At 72.3% G+C, this 25,215-nt stretch carries 23 protein-coding genes; 10 read left to right on the top strand and 13 right to left on the bottom strand.

All coding sequences use genetic code 11. The annotated features are described in order from the left end of the window. Nucleotides 1–10 precede the first annotated feature (10 nt). From QM782_RS16185 to QM782_RS16205, 5 genes are all read right to left on the bottom strand, one after another. Nucleotides 11–712, bottom strand: a complete 702-nt coding sequence (locus QM782_RS16185) for an SDR family oxidoreductase (protein ID WP_415203927.1) — start codon at nt 710–712, stop codon at nt 11–13. Next, nucleotides 709–1,164 carry a RidA family protein gene (locus QM782_RS16190; RefSeq protein ID WP_415203928.1) on the bottom strand — a complete coding sequence of 152 codons (456 nt, stop codon included), beginning with the start codon at nt 1,162–1,164 and terminating at the stop codon, nt 709–711. Before QM782_RS16190 ends, QM782_RS16185 begins: the two co-directional genes overlap by 4 nt. Continuing rightward, nucleotides 1,161–2,078, bottom strand: a complete 918-nt coding sequence (locus QM782_RS16195) for a transglutaminase family protein (protein WP_415203929.1) — start codon at nt 2,076–2,078, stop codon at nt 1,161–1,163. Before QM782_RS16195 ends, QM782_RS16190 begins: the two co-directional genes overlap by 4 nt. A 54-nt stretch (nt 2,079–2,132) precedes the next feature. Beyond that, complete coding sequence (locus tag QM782_RS16200) at nt 2,133–4,754, bottom strand: circularly permuted type 2 ATP-grasp protein (RefSeq protein WP_415203930.1); 2,622 nt, start codon at nt 4,752–4,754, stop codon at nt 2,133–2,135. 72 nt (nt 4,755–4,826) lie between these two features. After that, nucleotides 4,827–8,351 (bottom strand): DUF2126 domain-containing protein, encoded by a 3,525-nt coding sequence (locus QM782_RS16205; protein ID WP_415203931.1) that lies wholly within the window; start codon nt 8,349–8,351, stop codon nt 4,827–4,829. Between the two features lie 120 nt (nt 8,352–8,471). Here QM782_RS16205 and QM782_RS16210 point away from each other — a divergent pair, with 120 nt between their 5' ends. From QM782_RS16210 to QM782_RS16225, 4 genes are all read left to right on the top strand, one after another. Then, nucleotides 8,472–10,907: a DNA internalization-related competence protein ComEC/Rec2 gene (locus QM782_RS16210; protein WP_415203932.1), complete on the top strand. Its 2,436-nt coding sequence runs from the start codon at nt 8,472–8,474 to the stop codon at nt 10,905–10,907. A 103-nt stretch (nt 10,908–11,010) separates the two neighbouring features. Next, complete coding sequence (gene ppk2 / locus QM782_RS16215) at nt 11,011–12,183, top strand: polyphosphate kinase 2 (RefSeq protein WP_415203933.1); 1,173 nt, start codon at nt 11,011–11,013, stop codon at nt 12,181–12,183. 120 nt (nt 12,184–12,303) lie between these two features. Next, nucleotides 12,304–13,812, top strand: coding sequence for a circularly permuted type 2 ATP-grasp protein (locus QM782_RS16220; RefSeq protein WP_415203934.1), 1,509 nt, complete (start codon nt 12,304–12,306; stop codon nt 13,810–13,812). A 4-nt stretch (nt 13,813–13,816) separates the two neighbouring features. Then, entirely contained in the window at nt 13,817–14,776 is a 960-nt protein-coding gene (locus tag QM782_RS16225) for an alpha-E domain-containing protein (protein ID WP_415203935.1), read from the top strand. Nucleotides 14,777–14,879: 103 nt separating this feature from the next. On the opposite strand, the gene QM782_RS16230 is transcribed toward QM782_RS16225, so the two are convergent. From QM782_RS16230 to QM782_RS16240, 3 genes are read right to left on the bottom strand one after another with little or no spacing between them, the layout of a single operon-like run. Beyond that, complete coding sequence (locus QM782_RS16230; RefSeq protein ID WP_415203936.1) at nt 14,880–15,125, bottom strand: hypothetical protein; 246 nt, start codon at nt 15,123–15,125, stop codon at nt 14,880–14,882. Between the two features lie 43 nt (nt 15,126–15,168). Beyond that, the gene (locus tag QM782_RS16235) at nt 15,169–15,522 is read right to left on the bottom strand and encodes a hypothetical protein (RefSeq protein WP_415203937.1); all 354 of its coding nucleotides are present in this window, start codon (nt 15,520–15,522) and stop codon (nt 15,169–15,171) included. A 15-nt stretch (nt 15,523–15,537) separates the two neighbouring features. Continuing rightward, entirely contained in the window at nt 15,538–15,669 is a 132-nt protein-coding gene (locus QM782_RS16240; protein WP_415203938.1) for a hypothetical protein, read from the bottom strand. A 175-nt stretch (nt 15,670–15,844) separates the two neighbouring features. Here QM782_RS16240 and QM782_RS16245 point away from each other — a divergent pair, with 175 nt between their 5' ends. Beyond that, entirely contained in the window at nt 15,845–16,180 is a 336-nt protein-coding gene (locus QM782_RS16245) for an I78 family peptidase inhibitor (protein WP_415203939.1), read from the top strand. Here QM782_RS16245 and QM782_RS16250 read toward each other — a convergent pair. Next, nucleotides 16,161–16,298 carry a hypothetical protein gene (locus tag QM782_RS16250; protein WP_415203940.1) on the bottom strand — a complete coding sequence of 46 codons (138 nt, stop codon included), beginning with the start codon at nt 16,296–16,298 and terminating at the stop codon, nt 16,161–16,163. The two genes, QM782_RS16245 and QM782_RS16250, sit on opposite strands and share 20 nt — an antisense overlap. A 20-nt stretch (nt 16,299–16,318) precedes the next feature. Next, on the bottom strand, nt 16,319–16,732 hold the full coding sequence (locus QM782_RS16255) for an RNA-binding S4 domain-containing protein (RefSeq protein ID WP_415203941.1): 414 nt from the start codon (nt 16,730–16,732) through the stop codon (nt 16,319–16,321). A 78-nt stretch (nt 16,733–16,810) separates the two neighbouring features. Here QM782_RS16255 and QM782_RS16260 point away from each other — a divergent pair, with 78 nt between their 5' ends. From QM782_RS16260 to QM782_RS16280, 5 genes are all read left to right on the top strand, one after another. Further along, nucleotides 16,811–18,355, top strand: a complete 1,545-nt coding sequence (locus tag QM782_RS16260; protein WP_415203942.1) for a sigma-54 interaction domain-containing protein — start codon at nt 16,811–16,813, stop codon at nt 18,353–18,355. A 24-nt stretch (nt 18,356–18,379) separates the two neighbouring features. Continuing rightward, nucleotides 18,380–19,060 carry a response regulator gene (locus QM782_RS16265; protein WP_415203943.1) on the top strand — a complete coding sequence of 227 codons (681 nt, stop codon included), beginning with the start codon at nt 18,380–18,382 and terminating at the stop codon, nt 19,058–19,060. Then, a complete protein-coding gene (locus QM782_RS16270; protein ID WP_415203944.1) occupies nt 19,050–20,450 on the top strand; it encodes a sensor histidine kinase in 1,401 nt (466 codons plus the stop codon). Before QM782_RS16265 ends, QM782_RS16270 begins: the two co-directional genes overlap by 11 nt. A 160-nt stretch (nt 20,451–20,610) precedes the next feature. Next, nucleotides 20,611–21,033 carry a tripartite tricarboxylate transporter TctB family protein gene (locus QM782_RS16275; protein WP_415203945.1) on the top strand — a complete coding sequence of 141 codons (423 nt, stop codon included), beginning with the start codon at nt 20,611–20,613 and terminating at the stop codon, nt 21,031–21,033. Between the two features lie 12 nt (nt 21,034–21,045). Then, nucleotides 21,046–22,560, top strand: coding sequence for a tripartite tricarboxylate transporter permease (locus QM782_RS16280; RefSeq protein WP_415203946.1), 1,515 nt, complete (start codon nt 21,046–21,048; stop codon nt 22,558–22,560). 199 nt (nt 22,561–22,759) lie between these two features. Here QM782_RS16280 and QM782_RS16285 read toward each other — a convergent pair whose 3' ends face one another. The 3 genes from QM782_RS16285 to nirD form a co-directional block, all read right to left on the bottom strand. Next, nucleotides 22,760–23,767, bottom strand: coding sequence for a SpoIIE family protein phosphatase (locus QM782_RS16285; protein ID WP_415203947.1), 1,008 nt, complete (start codon nt 23,765–23,767; stop codon nt 22,760–22,762). A gap of 84 nt (nt 23,768–23,851) precedes the next feature. Beyond that, nucleotides 23,852–24,664: a formate/nitrite transporter family protein gene (locus tag QM782_RS16290; RefSeq protein ID WP_415203948.1), complete on the bottom strand. Its 813-nt coding sequence runs from the start codon at nt 24,662–24,664 to the stop codon at nt 23,852–23,854. A gap of 209 nt (nt 24,665–24,873) precedes the next feature. After that, nucleotides 24,874–25,212 (bottom strand): nitrite reductase small subunit NirD, encoded by a 339-nt coding sequence (nirD, locus tag QM782_RS16295; protein WP_415203949.1) that lies wholly within the window; start codon nt 25,210–25,212, stop codon nt 24,874–24,876. Nucleotides 25,213–25,215: the final 3 nt, after the last annotated feature.

Genomic DNA, 25,215 nt, shown 5'->3' on the forward strand with positions numbered 1-25,215 from the left:
ATCGCGGCGGTCACACGGAGCGCGTGATGCCGCCGTCGATGCGGATGTTCTGCCCGGTGATGTAGGCCGACTTGTCGGACGCCAGGAAGGCGATCAGCTCGCCCACTTCCTCGGCCGTGCCGTAGCGCCCCATCGGGATGCGCGCGCGCCGCTCCGCCTTCTCGGGCAGGCTGTCGATGAAGCCGGGCAGCACGTTGTTCATGCGGATGTTGTCCGCGGCGTAGCGGTCGGCGTAGAGCTTGGCGAAGCTGGCCAGGCCGGCGCGGAACACGCCCGAGGTCGGGAACGCGGCCTCGGGCTCGAAGGTCGCGTAGGTCGAGATGTTGACGATGGAGCCGCCCTGCTGCCGCTGCATCTGCGGCGTGACCAGGCGCGCGATGCGTACCACGTTCAGCAGGTAGAACTCCATGCCCAGGTGCCAGTCGGCGTCCGTGATCGCCAGCAGCTCGCCCTTGGGGCCGTGGCCGGCGCTGTTGACGACGGCGTCGATGCGGCCCCAGCGCTCGAGCGTGGCATCGACCAGGCGGCTGAGGTCGGCGTCGGACTGGTTCGAGCCGGTCACCCCGATGCCGCCGAGTTCGGCCGCCAGCGCCTCGCCCTTGCCGGAGGACGACAGGATGGCGACGCCGTAGCCGGCCGCGGCGAGCGCACGCGCGGCGGCCGCGCCCATGCCGCTGCCGCCGGCGGTGACGATGGCCGCGCGAACCGTCATTCGACTTCCGCGATCAGTTCGATCTCGACGCAGGCGCCCATCGGGATCTGCGCCACGCCGAAGGCGCTGCGCGCGTGCGCGCCGGCCGGGCCGAACAGCTCGCCCAGCAGCTCGCTGGCGCCGTTGGTCACCAGGTGCTGCTCGGTGAAGTCCGGCGTGGAGTTCACCAGGCTCATCAGCTTGACGATGCGCTTGACTCTGGCGAGGTCGCCGGTGGCCGCCTGCAGCGTGCCGAGCAGGTCGATCGCCACGGCGCGCGCGGCGGCCTTGCCGTCCTCGGTCGTGAGGGTCCTGCCGAACTGGCCGACCCAGGGCTTGCCATCCTTCTTGGCGATGTGGCCGGACAGGAACACCAGGTTGCCGGTGCGCACGAAGGGCAGGTAGGCGGCTGCCGGCGCGGCCACCGGCGGCAGCGTGATGCCCAGGGCCTGGAGTTTGTCGTGGATGCTCATGGTGTGGTCTCCTCGGGTCGGGGTTCGTCGGCGTCGGCGAGCGGCTGCACCGTCACGCCGACGCGCAGGTGGTGGCTGGCGCCGCCATGGATGACGCCGCGCATCGGCGAGACGTCGGAGAAGTCGCGGCCGACGGCCAGCGTCACGTAGTCCTCGCCGGGCGCGCGGTCGTTGGTCGGGTCGAAGTCGTACCAGCCGTCGTGGTCCGGCCCGCCGGGCACGTAGACCGAGGCCCAGGCGTGCGAGGCGTCGGCGCCGATCAGCCGCGGCTGGCCCGGCGGCGGCTGCGTCAGCAGGTAGCCGGAGACGTAGCGTGCCGGCAGGCCCAGCATGCGCAGGCAGGCCACCATGATGTGCGCGAAGTCCTGGCACACGCCCTTGCGCAGCGCCAGCGCCTCCACGGCCGGGGTGCTGACCTCGGTGCTGTCGGCGGCGTACTCGAAGTCGCGGTGGATGCGGCGCATCAGATCCTCGGCCGCCTCCAGCAGCGGCACGCCCGCGCCGAAGCTGGGCCGCGCGTAGTCCAGGAAATCGGCATGCCGCGGCACGTAGGGCGAATGGAACAGGAACTGCGCGGCCGGATCGAACTCGCCGCCGGCGCGGTAGCGGAAGCGGTCGCGCACCTGCTCCCAGGGCAGGGCGCTGGCCGGCCGCAGCGGCGTCCGGGTCTCCACCAGGCTGTCGGCCACCACGCACAGCTCGTCGTGGCTGCTCTGCAGCGCGAAGAAGGTGCGGATGTTGCCGAACACGTCGCGGCCGGTGCGCAGTTCGTCCGGCGTGGGCGTGATGTCCAGCCGGTGCTGCAGCAGCACCTGGTAAGGCGTGTCGCAGGGCTGCAGGTGCGCGATGTGCTGCGCCGTCTCGACGGCCGGCGTGTAGTGGTAGCGGGTCTCGTGGGTGACTTGCAGCTTCATGGCTCCGGCGCGCGCCGTCGGGTCGGAAGGTGTGGGTGGTTCGTTCACGCCTTCTCACGCGCCGACGCTGGTCTTGGCGTCCCGCGAGTGGGTGAAGTAGACCGCGCCGATCGCGTCCGAGATGTCGTATGCGCACTGCACGCAGGCTTCCAGCCGCTCCAGCAGCAGCGCATGGGGGGCGTCCGCGCCGGCTTCGACGAGTTCGTCGAGGTTCCAGCGCGCCGGCTGTACCACGTCGCGGGCCAGCGGCGTGTCCCGGACCGGCGCGTCGCCGGCCAGCCGGGCCAGCCGGCCGGCCAGCGTGTGGGCGACCCAGCCGATCGAGCGCGGGTTGTCGCGGTCGAGCACCAGCAGGTCCAGCAGCGCCGCCAGCTCGCGGCTCTGCTGGTACTGCGAATGGAAGGTGATGCTGCTGTCGAACAGCGCCAGCACGGCCTCGAAGCCGCCGGTGGTGGCGACCGCGCCGGTGGACACCGCGCGCGCCAGCGCCGAGGCCAGGAAGCCCAGCCGTTCCACGTGGCGGCCGATGGACAGCAGCCGCCAGCCGTCGTCGCGCGTCATGCGGTCGGTCTGCGCGCCGGTCATGGCGGCGGTCGCGGTGCTGGTGGATTCCAGCAGGCGCATCGCCTCCAGCGCCGAGAAGTCGCCGCCGCGCGTGGCCTCGGCGCAGCGCCCGAGGAAGTCCTCCTCGGCCTGCACGATCACGTTCCAGTGCTCCTGCGACAGCCGCTCGCGCACGGCCGAGGCCGCCAGCCGCGTGGCGCGCAGGTTGTAGCCCACGCTCTGCACCTTCTCGGCGTCGCCCAGGCCGGCGATCAGCGAGCGCTCGAACACGCGGCGCGCCTGCACCGGCGACGGCACGGCCGGCAGCACCAGCGCGAAGGCCTTGTTCAGCTCGTACAGCCAGGCCAGCAGCGGGGCCAGCGACTGGTCCTCGCCGTTGAGCACCGACAGCGTCACGCGCGCCAAGCGCAGCGTGTTCTCCGTGCGCTCGGCGTAGCGGCCGAGCCAGAACAGGTTCTCGGCCGCGCGGCTGGTGACCATGCGGCGCCGGTGCACCGTGGATGCCGGCGACAGGTGCCGGGTCAGCCGCGTCGTGCGGTCGACCTCGCCGTCGGTGCGCACCCAGACGTCGGCGCTGCTGCCGCCGCGCTGCATGGAGGCGATGCTGTGGTGCGCGCTGACCATGCGCGCCAGCCCGCCCGGCAGCACGCGCCAGGAGCGCGGGCCGTCGGACACCGCGAACACGCGCAGCATGACCGAGCGCGGCGTGATGCGCGGCGGAAAGCCCTTGCCGCTGCTCCAGGTCGGCATCTGCGACAGCGGCATGTAGGTCTGCACGGTGTGCTCGTCGCCCTGGCGCAGGATGCGGCCGGTCCATTCGTCGAGCTGGCGGCGCGTCAGCGTGCCGCCCAGCACGGCCTCGAACGGGGCCGGGCCGCCGCTGTCGCCGTAGGTGGGCTTGATCACGCAGCGCGCCAGGTCGGGCAGCACGGCCTCCATCGCGGCGCGCTCGCCGCACCACCAGGTCGGCACGGCCGGCAGCTGCAGCTCCTCGCCGAGCAGGTGCCGCGACAGCGCCGGCAGGAACCCCAGCAGCGCCGCCGATTCGAGGAAGGCCGAGCCCGGCGTGTTGGCGATCAGCACGTTGCCGGCGCGCACCGCCTGCAGCAGCCCGGGCACGCCCAGGCGCGAGTCCGGCCGCAGCTCCAGCGGGTCCAGGTACTGGTCGTCCAGCCGCTTGACGAGCCCGTGCACCGGCTCCAGGCCCTTGAGCGTCTTCAGGTACAGGCGCTGGTCGCGCACGGTCAGGTCGCTGCCCTCGACCAGCGTGATGCCCAGGTAGCGCGCGAGGTAGGCCTGCTCGAAGTAGGTCTCGTTGTACGGCCCGGGCGTCAGCAGCGCGATGTGGGCGTCGTCGCCGGCCGGGCTCATGCGTTTGAGGCCCTCGATCAGCGCGCCGTAGGTGGCGGCCAGGCGCTGCACGTGCAGCGCCTCGAAGGCCTGCGGGAACAGCCGCGAGATCGCCAGCCGGTTCTCCAGCAGGTAGCCCAGGCCCGAGGGCGCCTGCGTGCGCTGCGACACGACCCACCAGTTGCCGTCGGCGTCGTGCGCCAGGTCGTAGGCCGTGATGTGCAGGTGCGTGCCGCCCAGCGGCCGGAAGCCGTGCATCGTGCGCAGGTAGCCGGGGTGGCCCTGCACCAGCGCGGGCGGCAGCAGGCCCCGGGCCAGCAACTGCTGCTCGCCGTAGACGTCGGCCATCACGCTGTCGAGCACGCGCACGCGCTGCAGCACGCCGGCCTCGATCTGGCGCCAGCTCTCGGGCGTGACGATCAGCGGGAACAGGTCCAGCGACCAGGGGCGCTGCGGGTTCTCGGCGTCGGCGTAGACGTTGTAGGTGACGCCGTTGTCGCGCAGCTGGCGGTGCATCAGCGCGGTGCGCCGGTCCAGGTCGGCGAAGCCGTCGCGGCCCAGCAGCTCGAAGAAGCCGGCCCAGTCGGCCGCCAGCGGCGGGCGCGCGCTGTTGCTGCGCGGCGGCCCGTCGCCGGCCGGGCGCGCCTGGCCGCGCAGCTCGTCGAAATGGCCGGGCATGGCCAGCCGCGCGAGCGCGCTGGCCAGGTCCGCCGGGCTTTCCGGGCCCTGCGCGTCGAAGAGTGAGCTGTTCTGTTGATCCACGTCAGGGACATTGTCACATCCCGGCGGTGCCGGGATGCCGTCCATGCGCCGAGATGCCCGTCCCGGCGGCCCTCAGCGGCGCAGATCCAGCGTGAACGGAAACTCGCGGCTGCCCGGCACGTTGATCGTCGCCGGCGGCACGACCATGGTGCCCGGCGTGTGGCCGATGCGGAAGAAGCGTGCCAGGCGGCGGCTCTCGGCCTCGTACGAGTTGACCGGGAAGGTGTCGTAGTTGCGCCCGCCCGGGTGCGCGACGTGGTACTGGCAGCCGCCCAGCGAGCGCTTCATCCAGGTGTCCACGATGTCCAGCACCAGCGGCGCGTGCACGCCGATGGTCGGGTGCAGGGCCGACGGCGGCTGCCAGGCGCGGTAGCGGATGCCGGCGACGTACTCGCCCTGGGTACCGGTGGGCTGCATAGCCAGCGCGCGGCCGTTGCAGGTGACCACGTAGCGGCTCTCGTTCAGCCCGGTCACGCGCACCTCGATGCGCTCCAGCGAGGAGTCCACGTAGCGCACGGTGCCGCCGATGGCGCCTTCCTCGCCCATCACGTGCCAGGGTTCCAGCGCGTTGCGCACGGTCAGCTCGATGCCGGACTTCTGGATGTGGCCGACTATCGGGAAGCGGAACTCGAGATGCGGCGCGAACCAGGACGGGTCGAACGCGTAGCCGGCCTCGCGCATCTCGCGGATCACGTCGTCGAAGTCCATCTTCACGAACGTGGGCAGCAGGAAGCGGTCGTGCAGTTCGGTGCCCCAGCGCGTGGCCGGCGCCAGGTAGGGCGCGTCCCAGAAGCGGGCGATCAGCGCGCGCATCAGCAGCTGCTGCACGATGCTCATGCGGGCGTGCGGCGGCATCTCGAACGCACGCAGCTCCAGCAGGCCCAGGCGCCCGGTGCTGCTGTCGGGCGAGTACATCTTGTCGATGCAGAACTCGCTGCGGTGGGTGTTGCCGGTCACGTCGATCAGCACGTTGCGCAGCGTGCGGTCGACCAGCCAGGGCGGCATGTCCTGGCCGTGGATCTCGCGGTTGCGGCGGATCTCGCGCAGCGCGATCTCCAGCTCGTAGAGCTGGTCGTTGCGGGCCTCGTCCACGCGCGGTGCCTGGCTGGTCGGGCCGATGAACAGGCCCGAGAACAGGTAGGACAGCGAGGGATGGTTGTGCCAGTACAGGATCAGGCTGGCCAGCAGCTCGGGCCGGCGCAGGAACGGGCTGTCCGCCGGCGTGGCGCCGCCCAGCACGAAGTGGTTGCCGCCGCCGGTGCCGGTGTGGCGGCCGTCGGTCATGAACTTCTCGGCCGACAGCCGCGTCTCGAACGCCGCCTGGTACAGGAACTCGGTGTGCTGCACCAGCTCGCCCCAGTTGTGGGCGGGGTGGATGTTGACCTCGATGACGCCGGGGTCGGGCGTGACCTGCAGCATCTTCAGGCGGCTGTCGCGCGGCGGCGGGTAGCCTTCCAGCACGATCTTCACGCCGAGTTCCTCGGCCGTGGCCTCGACCGCGGACAGCAGGTCCAGGTAGTCCTCCAGCCGCGCCAGCGGCGGCATGAAGACGTACAGCTGGCCGGACTTGTCGCCCTGCTGCTCGGCCTTGGGGCCGTTGGCGCGGCGCGGGTCGCGCGCTTCCACGCACAGCGCGGTGCGGGTGATCCAGTGCGCGGATTCGAAGCGCTGGGGGCTGCGCACGAAATCGGCCGGCTCGGCCTGCGGGTCCGGCCCGAGAGCCGCCGGGCCGCCGTCCGCCGCGGCGAAGCGGCGGTCCTGCAGGCGGCGCACGGCCTCGCTGGGCGAGTGGTCCGGCGCGGCGACGAAGCGGGCCGGGTCCAGGCCGCCGACGGCGCTGCCGGGCCCGGCGGTAGCCGCGGTGGCGGCGGTATGGCGGGCCCGCAGCGCCTCGGCCGCGGGCAGGGCCGCGCGCGGCTCCATCGGGTCGCGCTCGTTGAAGTAGGGGTAGTCGCTCTTGCTGACCCAGGGCAGCGAATCCAGCGGCAGCCGGTAGCCCATCGGCGAGTCGCCCGGGATCAGGTACATGCGCTCGTCGCGGAAGAACCACGGGCCGGTGGTCCAGTACGTGCCGGCCATGCCGGGACCCTCGCCGACCTGCAGCGGCAGCACGTAGCCGACGGCGGCATCGAGCTTCTGCTCGAACACGCGGCGCAGGCGCACGCGCTCGAGCTCGTCGTCCAGCCGGGCGTCGAACGGGTCGACGTTGACCGGCAGGCGGCGCTCGCGCCACAGGTAGTACCAGACGTCCTCGTAGCCGGGCTGGATGTAGGCGTCGCTCAGGCCCAGCTTGCTGGCCAGCAGGTGGGTGAAGCGGCGCGCGTCCTCGCCGGTGTAGTGCGCGGGCTCGCGCTCGTCGGCGAACAGCGCCGGGTTGCGCCAGCTCGGCTGGCCGTCGGCGCGCCAGAACACCGACAGCGCCCAGCGCGGCAGCTGTTCGCCCGGGTACCACTTGCCCTGGCCGAAGTGCAGGAAGCCGCCCTGGCCGTACTCGTCGCGCAGCTTGTGCACCAGGCCGGTGGCATAGCCGCGCTTGGTCGGGCCCAGCGCGTCGGTGTTCCATTCTGGTGCATCGCGGTCGGTGGTGGCCACGAAGGTCGGCTCGCCGCCCATGGTCAGGCGCACGTCGCCGGCCACGAGCTCGGCATCGACCTGCTTGCCCAGCGCCAGCACCTCGGCCCATTGCTCCTCGGTGTAGGGCTTGGTCACGCGCGGCGACTCGAAGATGCGCGTGACAGCCATGTGGTGCTCGAACGTGACCTCGGCCTCGTCGACCAGGCCTTCGATCGGCGCGGCGCCCGAGGGCTGGGGTGTGCAGGCCAGCGGGATGTGGCCCTCGCCGGCCAGCAGGCCGGAGGTCGCGTCCAGCCCGATCCAGCCGGCGCCGGGCAGGTAGACCTCGCACCAGGCATGCAGGTCGGTGAAGTCGTGGTCGGTGCCGCTGGGGCCGTCCAGCGACTTGACGTCCGGCGTCAGCTGGATCAGGTAGCCCGAGACGAAGCGCGCCGCCAGCCCCATGCGGCGCAGCAGCTGCACCTGCAGCCAGCCGGAGTCGCGGCACGAGCCGCTGGCCAGCTCCAGCGTCTGCTCCGGCGTCTGCACGCCGGGCTCCAGGCGGATCAGGTAGCGGATGTCCTGCGAGATCTTGCGGTTCAGGTTGACCAGGAAGTCGATCGTGCGCTGCTCGCTGCGGTCGATGGTGGCCAGGTAGCGCTCGACCAGCGGCGTCAGCGGCTCGCAGGCCAGGTAGGGCGCCAGCTCCTCCTTGACCATCGGCTCGTACTGGAACGGGAAGTTCTCGGCCGCCGGCTCCAGGAAGAAGTCGAACGGGTTGTAGACCGCCATCTCGACCACCAGGTCGACCGTGACCTTGAACTCGGTGGTCTTCTCGGGGAACACCAGGCGCGCCTGGTAGTTGGAGAACGGGTCCTGCTGCCAGTTGATGAAGTGGTTGGCCGGTTCGACCTTCAGCGAATACGAGATGACGTTGCTGCGGCAATGCGGCGCGGGGCGCAGTCGGATCACCTGGGGGCCCAGCTGTACGGGGCGGTCGTAGCGGTAATGGGAAACGTGATTCAGCGCTGCGTGTGTGGACATCTTTGTCTCTTGTCGGGAAGGAAGTGGCAATGGCGTGCGCCATCGCTGCCGGATACTAGCAAGAGGTGAGCCAGTGGCAGGCCGGTCTCCGGCAGGGGCTCGCGAGTGCAGAGGGGGAACATGACCGAGCCGGCGGGCGCGACACCGCCGCGGGCCGCGCAGGCGCGCCCGGGGCCCTGGCTGGCGCTGTGCGCCGGCGTGCTGCTGGGCACGGCCGTGCAGTTGCAGCAGCCCGTGCTGTCGCCGGCCCTGGCGTATGCGGTGCTGGCGCTGGGCGGCGCGGCGGTGCTGGTCCCGGCCTGGCGCGCGGGCCGGCGCGGCCTGGCCGCGGGGGCGGCGCTGCTGGCCGCCGCGGCGCTCGCCTTCGGCGGCGTCGGCCTGCGGGCGCTGGCGTTCCAGGCGCAGGCCCTGGACCCGGCGCTGGAAGGCCGCGACCTGGTGCTGACCGGCCGCGTGGCGGCCATGCCGCAGCCCGGCGACATCGCGCTGCGGCTGCGCCTGCAGGTCGAGGCGGCGCAGGACGATGGCGTGCCGGTGCGGGTGCCGCCGCTGGTCGAGCTGTCCTGGTACTACGGCAGCCTGGACGGCAGGTCGCAGCAGGTGCCCCAGGTGCTGGCCGGCGACCGCTGGCGCGTGCAGGCGCGGCTGCGCGCGGTGCACGGCCAGCGCAATCCGCACGGCTTCGACCACGAGCTGTGGCAGTGGGAGCGCGGCGTGCAGGCCACCGGCTACGTGCGCGCCGGCCCGCGCGACGCGGCGCCCGAACGGCTGGAGCGCGGCTGGCACCACCCGGTCGAGCGCGCGCGGCAGGCGGTGCGGGAGGCGATCTTCGCGCGCATCGCCGAGCCGGGCCGCGCCGGCCTGGTCGCGGCGCTGGCCATGGGCGACCAGAGCGCCGTCGAGCGCGCCGACTGGGACCTGTTCCGCGCCACCGGCGTCGCCCACCTGCTCGCGGTGTCGGGCCTGCACGTGACCATGTTCGCCTGGCTGGCCACCGCCGTGCTCGGCTGGGCCTGGCGCCGGTCGGCGCGCGCCTGCCTGTGGTGTCCGGCGCCGCATGCCGCGCTGGTGGGCGGCGTGGCGCTGGCGGGGGCCTACGCGGTGTTCAGCGGCTGGGGTGTGCCGGCGCAGCGCACGCTGATCATGCTGGCCGCCGTGGCCGCGCTGCGGCTGGCCGGGCGGCGCTGGCCCTGGCCGCGGGTGCTGCTGCTGGCGGCCGCGCTGGTGGTGCTGCTCGATCCCTGGGCGCTGCTGCAGGCCGGCTTCTGGCTGAGCTTCGTGGCGGTCGGCGTGCTGTTCGCGGGCGCCGGTGCGGGTGCGCCGGAAGCCGGCGGCGCCCGGCCGCAGGGCATGGGCCGCCGCGCGGCGTCGGCCCTGGGGCGGCTGCTGCGCGAGCAGGCCGTCGTCACGGTGGCGCTGGCGCCGCTGTCGCTGATGCTGTTCCAGCAGGTCTCGCTGGTCGGCCTGCTGGCCAACCTGGCGGCCATTCCCTGGGTCACGCTGGTGCTGACGCCGCTGGCGCTGCTGGGCGTGCTGGCCGCGCCGCTGTGGGACCTGGCGGCCGGCGCCACCGGGTTGCTGCTGGCGCTGCTGGCGTGGTGCGCGCGCTGGCCGCTGGCCAGCATCGACCATGCGGCGCTGCCCTGGCCGCTCGGCGCGGCGGCGATCGCGGGGGCGCTGCTGCTGGTGCTGCGCTGGCCGGCGGGCCTGCGGCTGGCCGGGCTGCCGCTGCTGCTGCCGGCGCTGTGCTGGCAGCCGCCGCGCCCGCCGGCAGGCGAGTTCGAACTGCTGGCCGCCGACGTGGGGCAGGGCAACGCGGTGCTGGTGCGCACGGCCGGGCATGCGCTGCTGTACGACACCGGGCCGCGCTACGGCCAGGACAGCGACGCCGGCCACCGCGTGCTGGTGCCGCTGCTGCGCGCGCTGGGCGAGCGGCTGGACCGCGTGGTCGTGAGCCATGCCGACAGCGACCACAGCGGCGGCGCCGCCGCCGTGCTGGCCATGCAGCCGCAGGCCGAGCTGCTGGCATCGCTGCCGCAGGGGCATGCGCTGCGGGTCTCGCACGCGTTCGCGCCGTGCCGCGCCGGCCAGCGCTGGCAGTGGGACGGCGTGCAGTTCGAGGTGCTGCACCCCGCGGAGGACGACGGGCCGCCCGGCGAGAAGCCCAACGCGCGCAGCTGCGTGCTGCGCATCGCCAACGGCCGTGCCGCGGCGCTGTTGGCCGGCGACATCGAGCAGCCGCAGGAGGCCCGCCTGCTGGCCGGCGCCGCGCCGCTGCAGGCCGACTGGCTGCTGGTGGCGCACCACGGCAGCAAGACCTCGTCCAGCGCCGCGTGGCTGGGCGCGGTGGCGCCGCGCATCGCCATGGTGCAGGCCGGCTACCGCAACCGCTTCGGCCATCCGGCGCCCGAGGTGGTGCGGCGCCTGCAGGCGCAGGGTGCCGCCGTGGTGACCTCGACCCAGTGCGGCGCCGCGCGCTGGCGCAGCGATGCGCCGGCGGCGGTGGACTGCGAGCGCCTGCGCGACGTGCGCTACTGGCAACACCGGCCGGACTGAACGTGAACGGCCGGCTGATGGCGCCGCAGTTGACTTCCATCAAGAAGCCGCCGGCGGGCCGGCGCAACATCGAAGCCATCATCGACGCGCCACACACCACACCATGGCCCACGCATCCGCCCCGTCTTCCGCTTCCTCCCCCGTGCGCCGCGCCCGGCGCATGCCAGCGCCGCGCCCGGTCGAGGCCGGCGACACGCTGGCCCGTCCCGGCCGCCGCGCGGCCGAGGCCGACCGCGTGCACCGCCGCACCAGCACCGCGGAGACGGTGCAGTCCGAGGTCGTCGCCGACCTGCTGACGCGTGCCACCGCCGGTGGCGGCACGGCGCCGCAGGAGTTGCTGCGCCAGCTGCAGACGCTGATTGCCGGCGCCTCGCCCGACGAGGTCCGCGCGCTGCGCCGCACGCTGTTCCAGAAGGTGGATGCGCCGGCCGACGACGTCGACCCCGATGCCGAGTTGGCGCCGGGGTGGCGCACGGGTGCCTATCCGTACCGCAACCTGCTGTCGCGCAAGAGCTACGAGCACCAGAAGTACCGGCTGCAGGTGGAGTTGCTGAAGCTGCAGGCCTGGGTCAAGGAGACCGGCCAGCGCGTGGTGATCCTGTTCGAGGGCCGCGACGCGGCCGGCAAGGGCGGTTCCATCAAGCGCTTCACCGAGCACCTGAACCCGCGCGGCGCGCGCGTGGTCGCGCTCGAGAAGCCGAGCGAGGTCGAGCGCGGCCAGTGGTACTTCCAGCGCTACGTCCAGCACCTGCCCACGCGCGGCGAGATCGTGCTGTTCGACCGCAGCTGGTACAACCGCGCCGGCGTGGAGCGCGTGATGGGCTTTTGCAGCGAGCAGGAATACCAGGAGTTCCTGCGCCAGGTGCCCGAGTTCGAGCGCCAGCTGGTGCGCTCGGGCGTGCACCTGGTCAAGTTCTGGTTCTCGGTCAGCCAGGCCGAGCAGCGCCGCCGCTTCAAGGAGCGCAAGCTGCACCCGCTCAAGCAGTGGAAGCTGTCCCCGATCGACATGGCCTCGCTGGACAAGTGGGACGACTACACCCGCGCCAAGGAAGCGATGTTCCTGCACTGCGACACCTCGGACGCGCCCTGGACCGTGGTCAAGAGCGACTGCAAGAAGCGTGCGCGCCTGAACGCGATGCGCTACCTGCTGAACCGCCTGCCGTACACGCAGCGCGACCTGCTGGAGGTCGGGCCGGTCGATCCGCTGATCGTCGGCCGGCCCTCGCTGGTGTCCGTGCTGGGCGACGACGCGCTCGCCTCCGCCCCGGCCAGCTGAGCACGGTTGCGCCGCCTGGCCAGCCGCCGCCGTCCGGCGGCTTTTTTTCGTCGCCGGCGGGTTCCGCCGCGTTCGCTGGCTTGCAAATTGCTATCCTCCCGTGCAGGAGAGAACGGCCCAATGCTGAAATTTGACGAGATGTATACCCAGCTGCCCTACGAGTTCTTTTCGAAGGGCGCGCAGATCCGGGATCACTACAAGATCTACGACGACTGGCTGGCACGGCAACCCGGAGACATGATGGCCAAGCGACGATCCGAGGCGGAGATGATCTTCCGCCGCGTCGGCATCACCTTCGCGGTCTACGGCGCCAAGGACGAGGACGGCTCGGGCACCGAGCGCCTGATCCCGTTCGACCTGATCCCGCGCATCATCCCGTCGGCCGAATGGCAGGCGATGGAGAAGGGCCTGGTGCAGCGCGTGACCGCGCTGAACCGGTTCATCCACGACGTCTACCACGACCAGGAAATCATCAAGGCCGGCCTGATCCCGAAGGAGCAGGTCGTCGACAACGCGCAGTTCCGCCCCGAGATGGTCGGCGTGGACGTGCCCAACCAGGTCTATTCGCACATCTCGGGCGTCGACATCGTGCGGGCGCCGGACGCCCAGGGCCGGGGCGAGTACTACGTGCTGGAGGACAACCTGCGCGTGCCCAGCGGCGTCAGCTACATGCTGGAGAACCGCAAGATGATGATGCGGCTGTTCCCGGACCTGTTCAGCACGCACCACATCGCGCCGGTCGCGCACTACCCCGACCTGCTGCTGGAGACGCTGCGCGCCTCGGCGCCGCCGGCGACGGCCGACCCGACCGTCGTGGTGCTGACGCCGGGCATGTACAACAGCGCCTACTTCGAGCACGCCTTCCTGGCACAGCAGATGGGCGTGGAGCTGGTCGAAGGCCAGGACCTGCTGGTCAAGGACAACTTCGTCTACATGCGCACCACGCGCGGCCCGCGCCGCGTGGACGTGATCTACCGCCGGGTGGACGACGACTTCCTCGACCCCCTCGTGTTCCGGCCCGACTCCACGCTGGGCTGCGCCGGCCTGATGGCGGCCTACAAGGCCGGCAACGTGGTGATCTGCAATGCCGTGGGCACCGGCGTGGCCGACGACAAGTCGATCTACCCCTACGTGCCCCGGATGATCGAGTTCTACCTGGGCGAGAAGCCGATCCTCAACAACGTGCCGACCTACATGTGCCGCCAGCCGGAAGATCTCAAGTACGTGCTGGCCAACCTGAAGGACCTGGTGGTCAAGGAGGTGCACGGCGCCGGCGGCTACGGCATGCTGGTCGGCCCGGCCGCCACCAAGGCCGAGATCGAGGACTTCCGCAAGGCCGTGGAGGCCAATCCCAGCGGCTACATCGCGCAGCCGACGCTGAGCCTGTCCAGCTGCCCGACCTTCGTGGAAAGCGGCATCGCGCCGCGCCACATCGACCTGCGGCCCTTCGTGCTGTCGGGCAAGGAGGTGCAGATGGTGCCCGGCGGCCTGACCCGCGTGGCCCTCAAGGAAGGGTCGCTCGTCGTCAATTCCTCGCAGGGCGGCGGCACCAAGGACACCTGGATCCTCGAGGACGAGGAGTCGCCCACGACCAGCCGACCACAACAAGCACAGACCCAGGAGAGCTGAGACCATGCTGAGCCGCACCGCCGACCATCTCTTCTGGATGTCGCGCTACACCGAGCGGGCCGAGAACACGGCCCGCATGCTGGACGTGAACTACCAGTCCTCGCTGCTGCCGCAGTCCGCCGCCGTCGCCCAGCTGGGCTGGCAGGGCCTGCTGTCGATCAGCGAGCTGGGGGGCATGTACAACGCCAAGCATCCGACCATCCGCTCGCGCGAGGTCATGGACTTCATGGTGCGCGACGAGGACAACCCGTCGTCCATCGTGTCCTGCCTGCGCGCCGCGCGCGAGAACGCCCGCGCCGTGCGCGGCAGCCTCACCACCGAGGTCTGGGAGACCGCCAACACGACCTGGCTGGACCTGAACCGCATGCTCAAGAGCGGCGAGTTCGAGGCCGACCCGGGCCAGTTCTTCGAGTGGGTCAAGTTCCGCTCGCACCTGCTGCGCGGCGTCACGCTGGGCACCATGCTGCAGGACGAGGCCCTGTACTTCATGCGCCTGGGGACCTTCCTGGAGCGCGCGGACAACACCGCGCGCCTGGTCGACGTGAAGTTCCACGCGGTGGAGAGCGACTTCTACGGCGCCGCCAGCGAGAAGGACCAGGAGTACGACTTCTACCACTGGAGCGCGATCCTGCGCTCGGTCTCGGCGTTCGAGGTCTACCGCAAGGTCTACCGCGACGTGATCAAGCCCGAGCGCGTGGCCGAGCTGCTGATCCTGCGGGACGACATGCCGCGCTCGCTGCACGCCAGCCTGAACGAGGTGCTGTCCAACCTGGAGCTGGTGGTCGCCGATCCGGCCAGCGAGACGCTGCGCCGGGCCGGCAAGCTGCGCGCCGACCTGAAGTTCGGCCGCATCGACGAGATCCTGGCGACCGGCCTGCATGCCTTCCTGACGCAGTTCCTGGACCGCGTGAACGAACTGGGCAGCTACATCAGCCGCGAGTTCCTGGTGCCGGTCCAGGCCTGATTTCCCGGCCCCGAAGGCGGCGAGGCCCCGCACCCGGTACGCCGGGGCGGGGCCTCGTGCCGTCTGGACAGCCGCCGAAGCGGCGGGGGAGACGGCGGCGGGATCAGCCGTCGCTGCCGATCACCGCGCCGGCGGCATCACCGTACTTCTCGACGAACCACGCGCTGCGGGAGGGCGAGCCCGGCTCGTAGGGGCAGGCATCCTGCAGGATCTTGCGCACTTCCTGGGCGGCGTACCAGCGGCCCAGTTCGGCCGGGCTGGCGCGGTCGAGGTGGGCAGGCCGCGCGGTCCGGATGAACTGCGCCAGGCGCCGGTCGACTTCGAGGATGACGGTAGGCTCGGCTCGCATGGAGGGTGGATAGCAAGTCCCGGGCCTTTGCGGTGCTGCGCGTCTACTCGCAATCCCTGGGTTCGTCGTCCGACGGGTTCTGCAGGATCGCCTGAATCACCTGGTTGGCCTCGTCCAGCTCGGCCGGCTCCGGCTCGGTCAGCGTCTGGTGCAGCAGGTTGGTGTAGGTCTCGAGCACCAATTGGGTGCGTTCGGACAGGCCGTGCGCCTGCGTGGCCTCGCGCACGCCGGGGGCGGCGCGCGCCAGCGCTTCGAGCAGCACGGCGCGCTGCGGATGGGTCGCGGCCAGCGCGGTCGTGACGGCCGACAGCGCCGTGACCAGCCCGACCAGCTCCTCGTTGCTGCGCTCGAGCTGTTCCAGCCGTTCTTCGATGTAGGGGCGGCGGGCGGTCGACATGGTGGAAGAGCCTTCTCAGGGGGCGGCGCGCTCGATCAGCGCCGTGATCGTGGACAGGCCGCCGAGCACCAGCAACGCATGGAGCACGAAGCCCACGCGGCTGCGCAGCGGCACGGAGGGGGGCGGGGGCGTCAGGGTGGCTTTCACCAAGCGTCGTTCGAAAGTGGCAGGGCGTGCCGCAGGGTGGACCGCGGCCAGGGAAACTGCCGGCAAGCAGCAAGGATGCCAGAGCTGCCGGGGGGCGCTGCCGGCAGCGGTGCCGGCGCAGCGAAGGGCCGAAGTGTACCCGCCGGCCGGGCCGTTAGCCCTTAGCATGCGGCCCATGCGAATCTCATCTCCTCTCCTTTCGTTCCGCGCCGCGGCGGCGGCCGCCGCATTGGCACTGGCGGGCTGCGCCGGCCTGCCGGGCTCCGGTGGCGGTACTTCCAGCGTTCCGCCGCCGCAGGCGCCGGAGCCCGTCTGCAATGCCGATGCCGCGCAGTTCGCGCTCGGCCAGTCCTTCAGTCCGGCGCTGGAGCGCGAGGTGCGGGCGCGCTCGGGCGCCAGCATCGTGCGCTGGCTCAACCCCGGCCAGGTCATCACCCTGGAATACAACGCCATGCGCATCAACCTCACGCTGGACGGGCGGGCCAAGGTGGTCAGGGTGAACTGCGGCTGACGCCGGCCTCGGCCTTCGGCATCGGCGGCCGGGTCGGGTCGGGCGGCACCTTGCTGTCGGGGCAGCCGGCCAGCAGGGCGAGCAGGGCGATCCAGGCGAACGGCAGGAACTTGCGCATCGGAAGATCCTCCCCGGCGGTCATCCATCGAAGCGGGCGCTCCAGCGCTCGTCCCAGCCGCCGGTGGCCTGGTCGAGCGCGCGGCGTTCGCGCTTGGTCGGCCGGCCGTGCGCCTGGGCCAGCGCCGGCTCGGGCGCCAGCCGGCGCTGCTCGGCCTGCTGCGCGCGCCGGGCCAGGCTGTCGGCTGTCTCCGCGTACAGCGCCTGCGCCATCGGTGCCGGGCCGCGCTGCGCACTGAGGCCGCGCACCACGACGGTGCGTTCCACCGCGCCCTGGCGCAGTGCCACGGTGTCGCCCACCTTCACTTCGCGTGCCGGCTTGGCGTCCTGGCCGTTGACCTGCACGCGGCCGCGGTCCGCCTCGTCGGCGGCCAGCGTGCGCGTCTTGTAGAAGCGCGCGGCCCAGAGCCATTTGTCGATGCGCATGCGGTCCATCGCGGTGGATTGTGCGCCGGCCGCGGCCGCCGATGTGTAGGCCGCCGGCGCATGCGCAGTCGCCGCTACCATGCGCCGATGCCGACCCGCCCCGCTGCCGCCGCGCTGCCGCAGGATGCCCATGGCATCCATGCGCTGGCCGCGCGCTCGATGTTCCAGCTGTTCTCCAGCATGAGCCAGGGCATGTTCCTGGTCGACCGGGCCGGCACCATCGTCTGGATCAACGAGGGCTACCGGCGCTTCCTGCCGGCGCTGGGCTTCTCCTCGGCCGAGGAGTTCGTCGGCCGTCCGGTCGAGCAGGTGATCCCGAACACGCTGATGCGCCGCGTGCTGGAGACCGGCGAGCCGGTGCTGGTGGACCTGCTGACCAACAAGGCCGGCACCTTCGTCGTCAGCCGGCTGCCGCTGCAGGGCGAGGGCGGGGCGGTGATCGGCGCGATCGGCATCGTGCTCTTCGACCATCCCGAGACCACGCTGCGCCCGCTGATCGAGAAGTTCGCGCTGCTGCAGCGCGACCTGGACGACGCGCGGCGCGAGCTGGCCCGCCAGCGCAGCCGCGCGCTGCTGCAGGGCGAGGGCGGCCAGCGCCGCGCCAAGTACACCTTCGCCAGCTTCATCGGCGCCAGCCCGGCGGCGGTGGAGGCCAAGCGCCATGCCCGGCGCGCCGCGCAGTCGGCCAGCCCGGTGCTGCTGCTGGGGGAGACCGGCACCGGCAAGGAACTGCTGGCCCATGCGATCCACCTGGCCTCGGCCCGCGCGCGCGGCCCCTTCGTCAGCCTGAACATCGCCGCCGTGCCCGAGACGCTGCTGGAGGCCGAGTTCTTCGGGGTCGCGCCCGGCGCCTTCACCGGCGCCGACCGGCGCGGGCGCGACGGCAAGTTCAAGCTGGCCGACGGCGGCACGCTGTTCCTGGACGAGATCGGCGACATGCCGCCCACGCTGCAGGCCAAGCTGCTGCGCGCGCTGCAGGAGGGCGAGATCGAGCCGCTCGGGTCGAACCGGCTGGTGCCGTTCGACGCGCGGGTGATCGCCGCCACCTCGCGTGACCTGCCGGCGCTGGTGCAGGCCGGCCGCTTCCGCGAGGACCTGTACTACCGCCTGAACGTGCTGCCGCTGCGGCTGCCGCCGCTGCGCGAGCGCCGCGGCGACATCCCGGCGCTGGTGGAGGCGCTCAGCGAGGACCTGGCCCTGCGCAGCGGCGAGGCCCCGCCCGAGCTGACGCCCGACGCGCTGGCCCTGCTGGCCGGCCAGCACTGGCGCGGCAACGTCCGCGAGCTGCGCAACCTGCTGGAGCAGCTGGCCATGCGCTGCGACCGCACCCGCGTGGACGCGGCCGAGGTGCGCCGCGTGCTGGCCGAGACCGGCGTGCAGGCCATTGCCGCGCCCGAGCCGGCGCCCTCGCCGGCCGGCGACGGCGGCCGCGCCGCGCTGCTGCGCCCGCTGGCCGAGCAGGTGGCCGCGCTGGAGGCGCGCGCGATCGCCGCCGCGCTGGCCGAGACCGGCGGCAACAAGCTGGCCGCCGCGCGGCTGCTGGGCATCTCGCGCGCCACGCTGTACGCGCGGCTGGGCGGCGCGGCCGGGGACGAGGAAGCCTGCGGCCGCGATGGCACACTGGCCGGATGATCCCCGCCCGCGGTTTTCCCTCCCATGCACATCCTGCTCGTTGAAGACGACGCCGCCCTGGCCGCCTCGATCGCCGGCGCGCTGCAGGCGCAGGGCTGGCGCGTGGACGTGAGCGAGCGCGGCGAGCCGGTGCCGCGCTCGCTGGCGCAGGACGCCTACGACCTGCTGGTGCTGGACCTGGGCCTGCCCGGCATCGACGGGCTGGAGACGCTGCGCCGCGTGCGCGAGAGCGGCTGGCTGCAGCCGGTGCTGGTGCTGACCGCGCGCGACGGCATCGACGACCGCGTGGCCGGCCTGGAGACCGGCGCCGACGACTACATGTGCAAGCCCTTCGCGCCGGCCGAGCTGGTGGCCCGGCTGCGCGCGCTGGTGCGCCGGCACGAGCACCGGCGCGCGGGCGTGCTGGCGCTGGCCGCGCTGCGCTTCGACGCGCAGGGCCTGCGCGCCTGGGTCGGCGAGCAGCCGCTGGCGCTGACCGCGCGCGAGTCCGTGGTGCTGCAGTACCTGATGGCCAAGGCCGGCCAGATCGTCTCGCGCGAGCAGCTCACGGCGCTGGTGCCGGGCTGGGCCGGCGCCGCCTCGGACAACGCGCTGGAGCTGCTGCTGTCGCGCCTGCGCGGCAAGATCGAGCCGGCCGGCGTGCGGCTGCGCACCGTGCGCGGCCTGGGCTACCTGCTGGAGGCCGCAGCGCCCGATGGCCGCTGAGCGGGCCGCGCCCAGCCTGCGGCGCACGCTGATGGGCTGGCTGGCGCTGCCGCTGGTGGCGCTGGTGCCGCTGGCCGCGGCGCTGCTGTACTGGCTGGCGGTGCAGCCCGCGCTGGACAGCCTGGACCGCGCGCTGACCGACACCGCGGTGGCGCTGGCCGACATCCTGGAGGAGCGCGACGGCCGCGCCGTGCTGCCGCTGTCCGCGCAGACCGCGCATGCGCTGCGCGCCGACCTGGTGGACCAGGTGGTGTTCGCGGTCGGCGATGCGCAGGGCGCGCTGCTGGCCGGCGACGCCGCGCTGCTGGCGCTGGCCCCGCGGCCGGCGCGCGGCACCTGGCGCTTCTTCGACGCCACCTGGCAGGGCCAGGCGGTGCGCGTGGTGGCGCACGGCGCCGCCTGCGGCGCGCACGGCTGCGCCATCGTCGTGGCCGAATCGCTGGGCAAGCGCAATGCCGCGGCGCGCTCGGTGGCGCTGGCCGCGCTGGGCGTGAGCCTGCTGCTGGCGGTCTGCCTGCTGCTGCTGGCCTGGGTGGCCGTGGAGCGCGGCCTCGCGCCGCTGCGCCAGGCTTCCCGCGAGCTGGAGCGGCGCTCGCTGCAGCAGCTCGATCCGCTGCCGCCGCGGCTGCTGCCGCAGGAGGTGGCCTTCCTCGGCACCGCGATCGACGCGCTGTTCGAGCGCCTGCGCACCGCCGTGGGCGCGCAGCGCGCCTTCCTCGACGATGCCTCGCACCAGCTGCGCACGCCGCTGGCGGTGCTGCTGTCCGAATCGGCGCAGGCGCTGGAGCAGCCGCATCCGCCGGCGCTGCACGCGCGGCTGCAGCGGCTGCACGCGGCGGCCGAGCGCAGCGCCCACCTGTCGCACCAACTGCTGACGCTGGCGCGCACCGAGGGTGCGGCGCTGGAGCGGCGCCTGCAGCGCCGGCCGCTCGACCTGGCACAGCTCGTCACCGAGGCCGCGCCGGAATGGGTGCGCGCGGCGCTGGCCGCCGGGCAGGACCTGGGCTTCGCGCTGCAGCGCGCGCCGGTGCTGGGCGAGGCCTGGCTGCTGCGCGAGGCGGTGGCCAACCTGGTCCACAACACGCAGCAGCACGCCGGCCGCGGCGCCTGCGTGACGGTGCGCACCGGCGTGGAGGACGGCGACTGGGCCGTGCTGGAGGTCGAGGACGACGGCCCCGGCATGGACGAGGCCGACCGCGCCCGCGCCTGGGAGCGCTTCCACCGCGGCCGCGGCGCCAGCGGGCCCGGCAGCGGGCTGGGCCTGGCGGTGGTGCGGCAGGTGGCGCTGCTGCACGGCGGCGACGCCGCGCTGCGGCCCGGCGCGGCCGGCCGCGGGCTGTGCGTACGCCTGCGGCTGCCGCGCGCGGCCGAAGCTGTCGCTGGGCTGTAGTAGGTGGAAACCGACAGTGCGGCGCGGCGATGCGCCGCCAAGAATCCTCGCCAAGGCCGGCGGGCCATGCGCCCGCGGGCCCCATAGGCGCAGGCCGTGGCCCGCATCGCGCGGCGATGGCCTGCATGGGTTCTCTCTTTTCGTTTTCGGTAGGTTCCAGATGATCGACCGCAACCTTGCCCGGGGCCTGTTCCTCGGGGTGATCGCGCTGGTGTTCGGCGGCAACGCCCTGCGCTATTCGATCGGCAGCCTCAGCCACGCCGGGCCTGGTCTCTTTCCGCTATTGGTCAGCGGCGTGCTGCTCCTGATCGCGCTGGCGATCGTGGTGCGCTCGCGCTTCGTGCCCAGGGAGCGCCTCGAGTTCAACCTGCGCAACATCGGCCTGCTGCTGGTGTCGCTGTGCGTGTTCGCGCTGCTGTCGCTGTACGTGAACATGCTGGCGGGCATCGTCGCGATGGTGTTCATCTCCGGCCGGGCGGCGGCCACGTACTCCGTCGCGCGCAACATCAAGATCAGCCTGGGGCTGATCGTGGTGGCGTTCGCGTTCCAGAAACTGCTCGGCCTGAGCCTGCCGCTGTTCTGAACGGAGCACCCCATGGACGTCCTGCAGAACCTGCTGTTCGGCTTCGAGCACGCGCTCACGCTCAGCAACCTGATGTACTGTGCCCTCGGCTGCGCCGTGGGCACCATGGTCGGCCTGCTGCCGGGGCTGGGGCCGCTGGCCACCATCAGCCTGCTGCTGCCGCTGACCTACTCGATGCCGCTGACCGGCTCGCTGATCATGCTGGCCGGCATCTACTACGGTGCGCAGTACGGCGACAGCGTCAGCGCGATCACGATGAAGATCCCGCACGCCAGCTCCATCGTCGCCTGCATCGACGGCTACGCGCTGACGCTCAAGGGCAAGACCGGGCTGGCGCTGTTCACGGCGGGCTTCTCCAGCTTCATCGGCGGCACCATCTCCATCGTGGTGCTGGCCTTCCTGGCGCCCACGCTGAGCCAGGTGGCCTTCCTGTTCGGCCCGGCCGACTACTGCGCGCTGATGCTGGTGGGCTTCGTCTGCGTGAGCTTCGTGACCACCGGCAGCCTGCTGAACGGCCTGGCCATGTGCATGGTGGGCGTGCTGCTGGGCCAGGTCGGCACCGACGTCAACAGCGGCGTGCAGCGCTTCACGATGGACCTGGCCTTCATGGCCGACGGCATCGGCCTGGTCAGCATCGCGCTGGGCTGCTTCGGCATCGCCGAGATCACCAAGAACCTGGATGCGCGCGAGGAGCGCACGCCGTTCAGCGGCGCGATCAAACTGATCCCGACCTGGGCCGAGTTCAAGCGCATCATCCCGAGCGCGCTGCGCGGCAGCGTGCTGGGCTCCTTCCTCGGCATCCTGCCGGGCGGCGGGCCGGTGATCGCGCAGTTCGCGGCCTACGCCGTCGACAAGAAGGTCAGCAAGTACCGCCACGAGATCGGCACGGGCGCCATCGAGGGCGTGGCCGGCCAGGCCGCCGCCGACGAGGCCGCCGCGCGCACCAGCTTCATCCCGCTGATGAGCATCGGCATCCCCGAGAACGCGGTGATGGCGCTGATGATGGGCGCCTTCATGATCAAGGGCGTCACGCCCGGCCCCAACCTGATCCCCGAGCACCCGGACCTGTTCTGGGGCCTGGTGGCCAGCATGTGGGTGGGCAACTGCTTCCTGCTGATCCTGAACGTGCCGCTGGTGCGCTACTGGCTCACGCTGTTCAAGGTCCCGTACAACGTGCTGTTCCCGGCGATCCTGTTCTTCTGCTGCATCGGCTCGTTCAGCGTCAACAACAACGTCGACGACATCTTCGTCACCGCCTTCTTCGGCGCCCTGGGCTACATGTTCATGCGCCTGGGCCTGGACGCCGCCCCGCTGATGCTGGGCTTCATCCTCGGCCCGATGCTGGAGGAGAACTTCCGCCGCGCGATGCTGCTGACGCGCGGCAGCTTCGTGCAGATGGCCGAGCGCCCGATCGCCGGCACGCTGTTCGCCCTGGTGGCGGCGTTCATCGTGTGGCAGTCCACGATGGCGATCATGAAGCTGCGCAAGGGAGGCGCGCAGGCGGAGCCTGCCGTCGCGACGCACTGAGCGCCGGCTGATGGCGACGGAGGCCGGCACGCGCCAGCGTGCGGGCCTTGCTGTTTCGATCGGATGTCCAGGCCGGCGCAGGCCTGGGCTGGCGTCACGATGGCGAGACCTGCCACGGCGCCCAGGTCCGGCAGGTCGAGGTCGCCACTGACCAGCAGATCGGCCTGGCCCACCAGCGCGAGATGCAGGAGCATTCCGTTCAGTGCCCCAGCGCCCGCAGGCCCGCCAGCACCACGGTCGCCAGGCCCAGCACCACCGTGCAGACCTGCCAGAACAGAACCGGATTGCGCTCCACGAGCGGCAGCGCGCGCGTGCGCAGCCGTGCGGCGCACGGCCGGTGCAGGTCGTGCACGAACTCCGACACGGCCTCGTGCCGGCGTGCCGGGTCGGGCTGCAGGGCCTTGTGCAGTACCGCGTCCAGCCAGGCCGGCAGGTCGGGCCGGTGGTGGCGCAGCGGCACGTAGCGCAGCCGCCTGAGGTCCGCAGGCCGGCGCAGCTGCGTGACCTGCAGGCCCTTGCCCAGCTGGGCGACGAGGCCGCGCACCTCGCCCAGCGCGGGGCGCGGGTGGTGCGTCATCCACTGCGCCAGCGTCTGGCCCTCCAGGTATTCCATGGCGACGAACAGGTGCGCGCGCGGCTGGTCCGCCGTGCAGGCCTGCAGCACGTGCAGGCTGCGCAGGCGGCGCGCCACCCATTCCTCCAGCAGGAAGCGGTCGAGCGCGCCGGCGTCCTCGCGCAGCCCGGCCGCCGGGGTCTTGAGCGCGACCTGCTGGCCGGTCGCTGCGTCGATGGCCAGGTGGACCTGGCTGCGTGCGCTGGCATGCAGCTCGCGCACGACCGTGAAACCCTCGAAGGCCATGCGCGGCGCCAGCGGCGGCGGCAGGCGCAGTCGGGCGCGTTGCGCCTGCCAGGGCTGCGCGTCGGGCGGGGGCAGGGCGTCGATGCGCAGCAACTGCACCGTGGCGTCGTCGGTGCTGCCGCGCTCGCGCGCCGTGTCGACCAGCGCCCTGGCCGCGGCGTCCAGGTCGCTGGGCCGGCAGGCCAGGGCGGCGTGCACGGCCGCGGCGTCCAGCCGCTCGTAGGCGCCGTCGCTGGCCAGCAGGTAGGTGGCGCCGGGCTCGGCCTCCAGGCGGCGGTGGTCGATCTCCACATGCGGCGTGGCGCCGAGCGCGCGGCCCAGGCAGGACCGGCCGCCACCCAGGTGCACGCGGTGGTCCTCGGTCAGCTGCTCCAGGGGAAGTCCTGGTTCGGCCCCGGGCCGCCGGCCTGCGAGTGCTGGCCCAGCGCGACCTCAAGCCGCACGGCGCCTGGCGGCCGTCTTGTAGTGTGTGGAGTACAGCGTCGCCCCCACGAAGGTCAGCCCGCCCACCAGGTTGCCCAGGACGGTCGGGATCTCGTTCCAGACGATGTAGTCCAGCAGCGTGAAGTTGCCGCCCAGCATCAGGCCGGTGGGGAACAGGAACATGTTGACGATGCTGTGCTCGAAGCCCATGTAGAAGAACACCATGATGGGCATCCACATGCCGATGGCCTTGCCCGAGACGCTGGTGGACATCATGGCCGCCACCACGCCGGTGGACACCATCCAGTTGCACATCACGGCGCGCACGAACAGCGTCAGCATGCCGGCCGCGCCGTGCGCGGAGTAGCCCACCGTGCGGCCCTCGCCGATGTGGCCCAGCTTCACGCCGATGGCGTTGGGCGCCTCGGAGAAGCCGAAGGTGAAGATGATGGCCATGAACACGGCCACGGTGAGCGCGCCGGCGAAGTTGCCGCAGAAGACCAGCCCCCAGTTGCGCAGCACGCCGCGCCAGGTGGCGCCGGGCCGCTTGTCCAGCACCGCCAGCGGCGTCAGCGTGAACACGCCGGTCAGCAGGTCGAAGCCCAGCAGGTACAGCATGATGAAGCCGACCGGGAACAGCATGGCGCCGACCAGCGGGTTGCCGGTGTTCACCGTGACGCTGACCGCGAACGCCGCCGCCAGCGAGAGGATGGCGCCGGCCATGTAGGCGCGGATCAGCGTGTCGCGCGTGGACATCAGGAGCTTGGATTCACCGGCGTCGACCATCTTGGTCACGAATTCGGTGGGGGCGAGGTAGGCCATGGGAGTACCTGTGAAGAATGAAGTCGGTCAGGGTTGAACTGGCGCGCCGCCCGCAGGGCGCGACGCCGGTCGCGAGCCGCGGATCGACAGGCCGCGGAGCAGGCCATGCCCGCGGACGCGGTGGAACGGGCTTCGCCCGGCCGCTCGCGGCGCCCCCTGGAAGTGGATGGGCTGGCGACACGCGGCGAGGCATCCAAACGGGGGTGGCGTCATGTCACGGCGACCAGCACCTGGCCGTTCTCGACGCGCACGGCGTGGATGCGCACGGAATGCTCCGGCGCCTCCAGGCATGCGCCCGTGGCCAGGTCGAAGTGGTTCTTGTAGAGCGGCGAGGCGACCACGGTGCGCTCGCCCAGGCTGCCGATCAGGCCGCGCGCGAGCACGCTGGCGCCGGACCTGGGGTCCACGTTGTCGATGGCGAAGAAGCGGTCCTCGCCCAGGCGGAACACCGCCACGTGGTGGCCGTCCACCAGCGCGCAGACGCCGGTGTCCGGCACGATGGCGTCGGCCGCGCAGACGGCGGTCCAGTTCAGGGTCTTGGTCAGCATGGG

It is taken from the genome of Pseudorhodoferax sp. (assembly GCF_047601025.1).
Classification (GTDB): domain Bacteria; phylum Pseudomonadota; class Gammaproteobacteria; order Burkholderiales; family Burkholderiaceae_C; genus Pseudorhodoferax.

Bases quoted from the DNA above. Each gene is read 5' to 3' on its own strand.
- QM782_RS16280 (WP_415203946.1), top strand. From the start codon at position 21,046: ATGGACGTCCTGCAGAACCTGCTGTTCGGCTTCGAGCACGCGCTCACG.
- QM782_RS16225 (WP_415203935.1), top strand. From the start codon at position 13,817: ATGCTGAGCCGCACCGCCGACCATCTCTTCTGGATGTCGCGCTACACC.
- QM782_RS16270 (WP_415203944.1), top strand. From the start codon at position 19,050: ATGGCCGCTGAGCGGGCCGCGCCCAGCCTGCGGCGCACGCTGATGGGC.
- QM782_RS16245 (WP_415203939.1), top strand. From the start codon at position 15,845: ATGCGAATCTCATCTCCTCTCCTTTCGTTCCGCGCCGCGGCGGCGGCC.
- QM782_RS16255 (WP_415203941.1), bottom strand. From the start codon at position 16,732: ATGGACCGCATGCGCATCGACAAATGGCTCTGGGCCGCGCGCTTCTAC.
- QM782_RS16265 (WP_415203943.1), top strand. From the start codon at position 18,380: ATGCACATCCTGCTCGTTGAAGACGACGCCGCCCTGGCCGCCTCGATC.
- QM782_RS16250 (WP_415203940.1), bottom strand. From the start codon at position 16,298: ATGCGCAAGTTCCTGCCGTTCGCCTGGATCGCCCTGCTCGCCCTGCTG.
- QM782_RS16195 (WP_415203929.1), bottom strand. From the start codon at position 2,078: ATGAAGCTGCAAGTCACCCACGAGACCCGCTACCACTACACGCCGGCC.
- QM782_RS16185 (WP_415203927.1), bottom strand. From the start codon at position 712: ATGACGGTTCGCGCGGCCATCGTCACCGCCGGCGGCAGCGGCATGGGC.
- QM782_RS16220 (WP_415203934.1), top strand. From the start codon at position 12,304: ATGCTGAAATTTGACGAGATGTATACCCAGCTGCCCTACGAGTTCTTT.
- QM782_RS16235 (WP_415203937.1), bottom strand. From the start codon at position 15,522: ATGTCGACCGCCCGCCGCCCCTACATCGAAGAACGGCTGGAACAGCTC.
- ppk2 (WP_415203933.1), top strand. From the start codon at position 11,011: ATGGCCCACGCATCCGCCCCGTCTTCCGCTTCCTCCCCCGTGCGCCGC.
- QM782_RS16210 (WP_415203932.1), top strand. From the start codon at position 8,472: ATGACCGAGCCGGCGGGCGCGACACCGCCGCGGGCCGCGCAGGCGCGC.
- QM782_RS16230 (WP_415203936.1), bottom strand. From the start codon at position 15,125: ATGCGAGCCGAGCCTACCGTCATCCTCGAAGTCGACCGGCGCCTGGCG.
- QM782_RS16260 (WP_415203942.1), top strand. From the start codon at position 16,811: ATGCCGACCCGCCCCGCTGCCGCCGCGCTGCCGCAGGATGCCCATGGC.
- QM782_RS16190 (WP_415203928.1), bottom strand. From the start codon at position 1,164: ATGAGCATCCACGACAAACTCCAGGCCCTGGGCATCACGCTGCCGCCG.
- nirD (WP_415203949.1), bottom strand. From the start codon at position 25,212: ATGCTGACCAAGACCCTGAACTGGACCGCCGTCTGCGCGGCCGACGCC.
- QM782_RS16290 (WP_415203948.1), bottom strand. From the start codon at position 24,664: ATGGCCTACCTCGCCCCCACCGAATTCGTGACCAAGATGGTCGACGCC.
- QM782_RS16275 (WP_415203945.1), top strand. From the start codon at position 20,611: ATGATCGACCGCAACCTTGCCCGGGGCCTGTTCCTCGGGGTGATCGCG.
- QM782_RS16205 (WP_415203931.1), bottom strand. From the start codon at position 8,351: ATGTCCACACACGCAGCGCTGAATCACGTTTCCCATTACCGCTACGAC.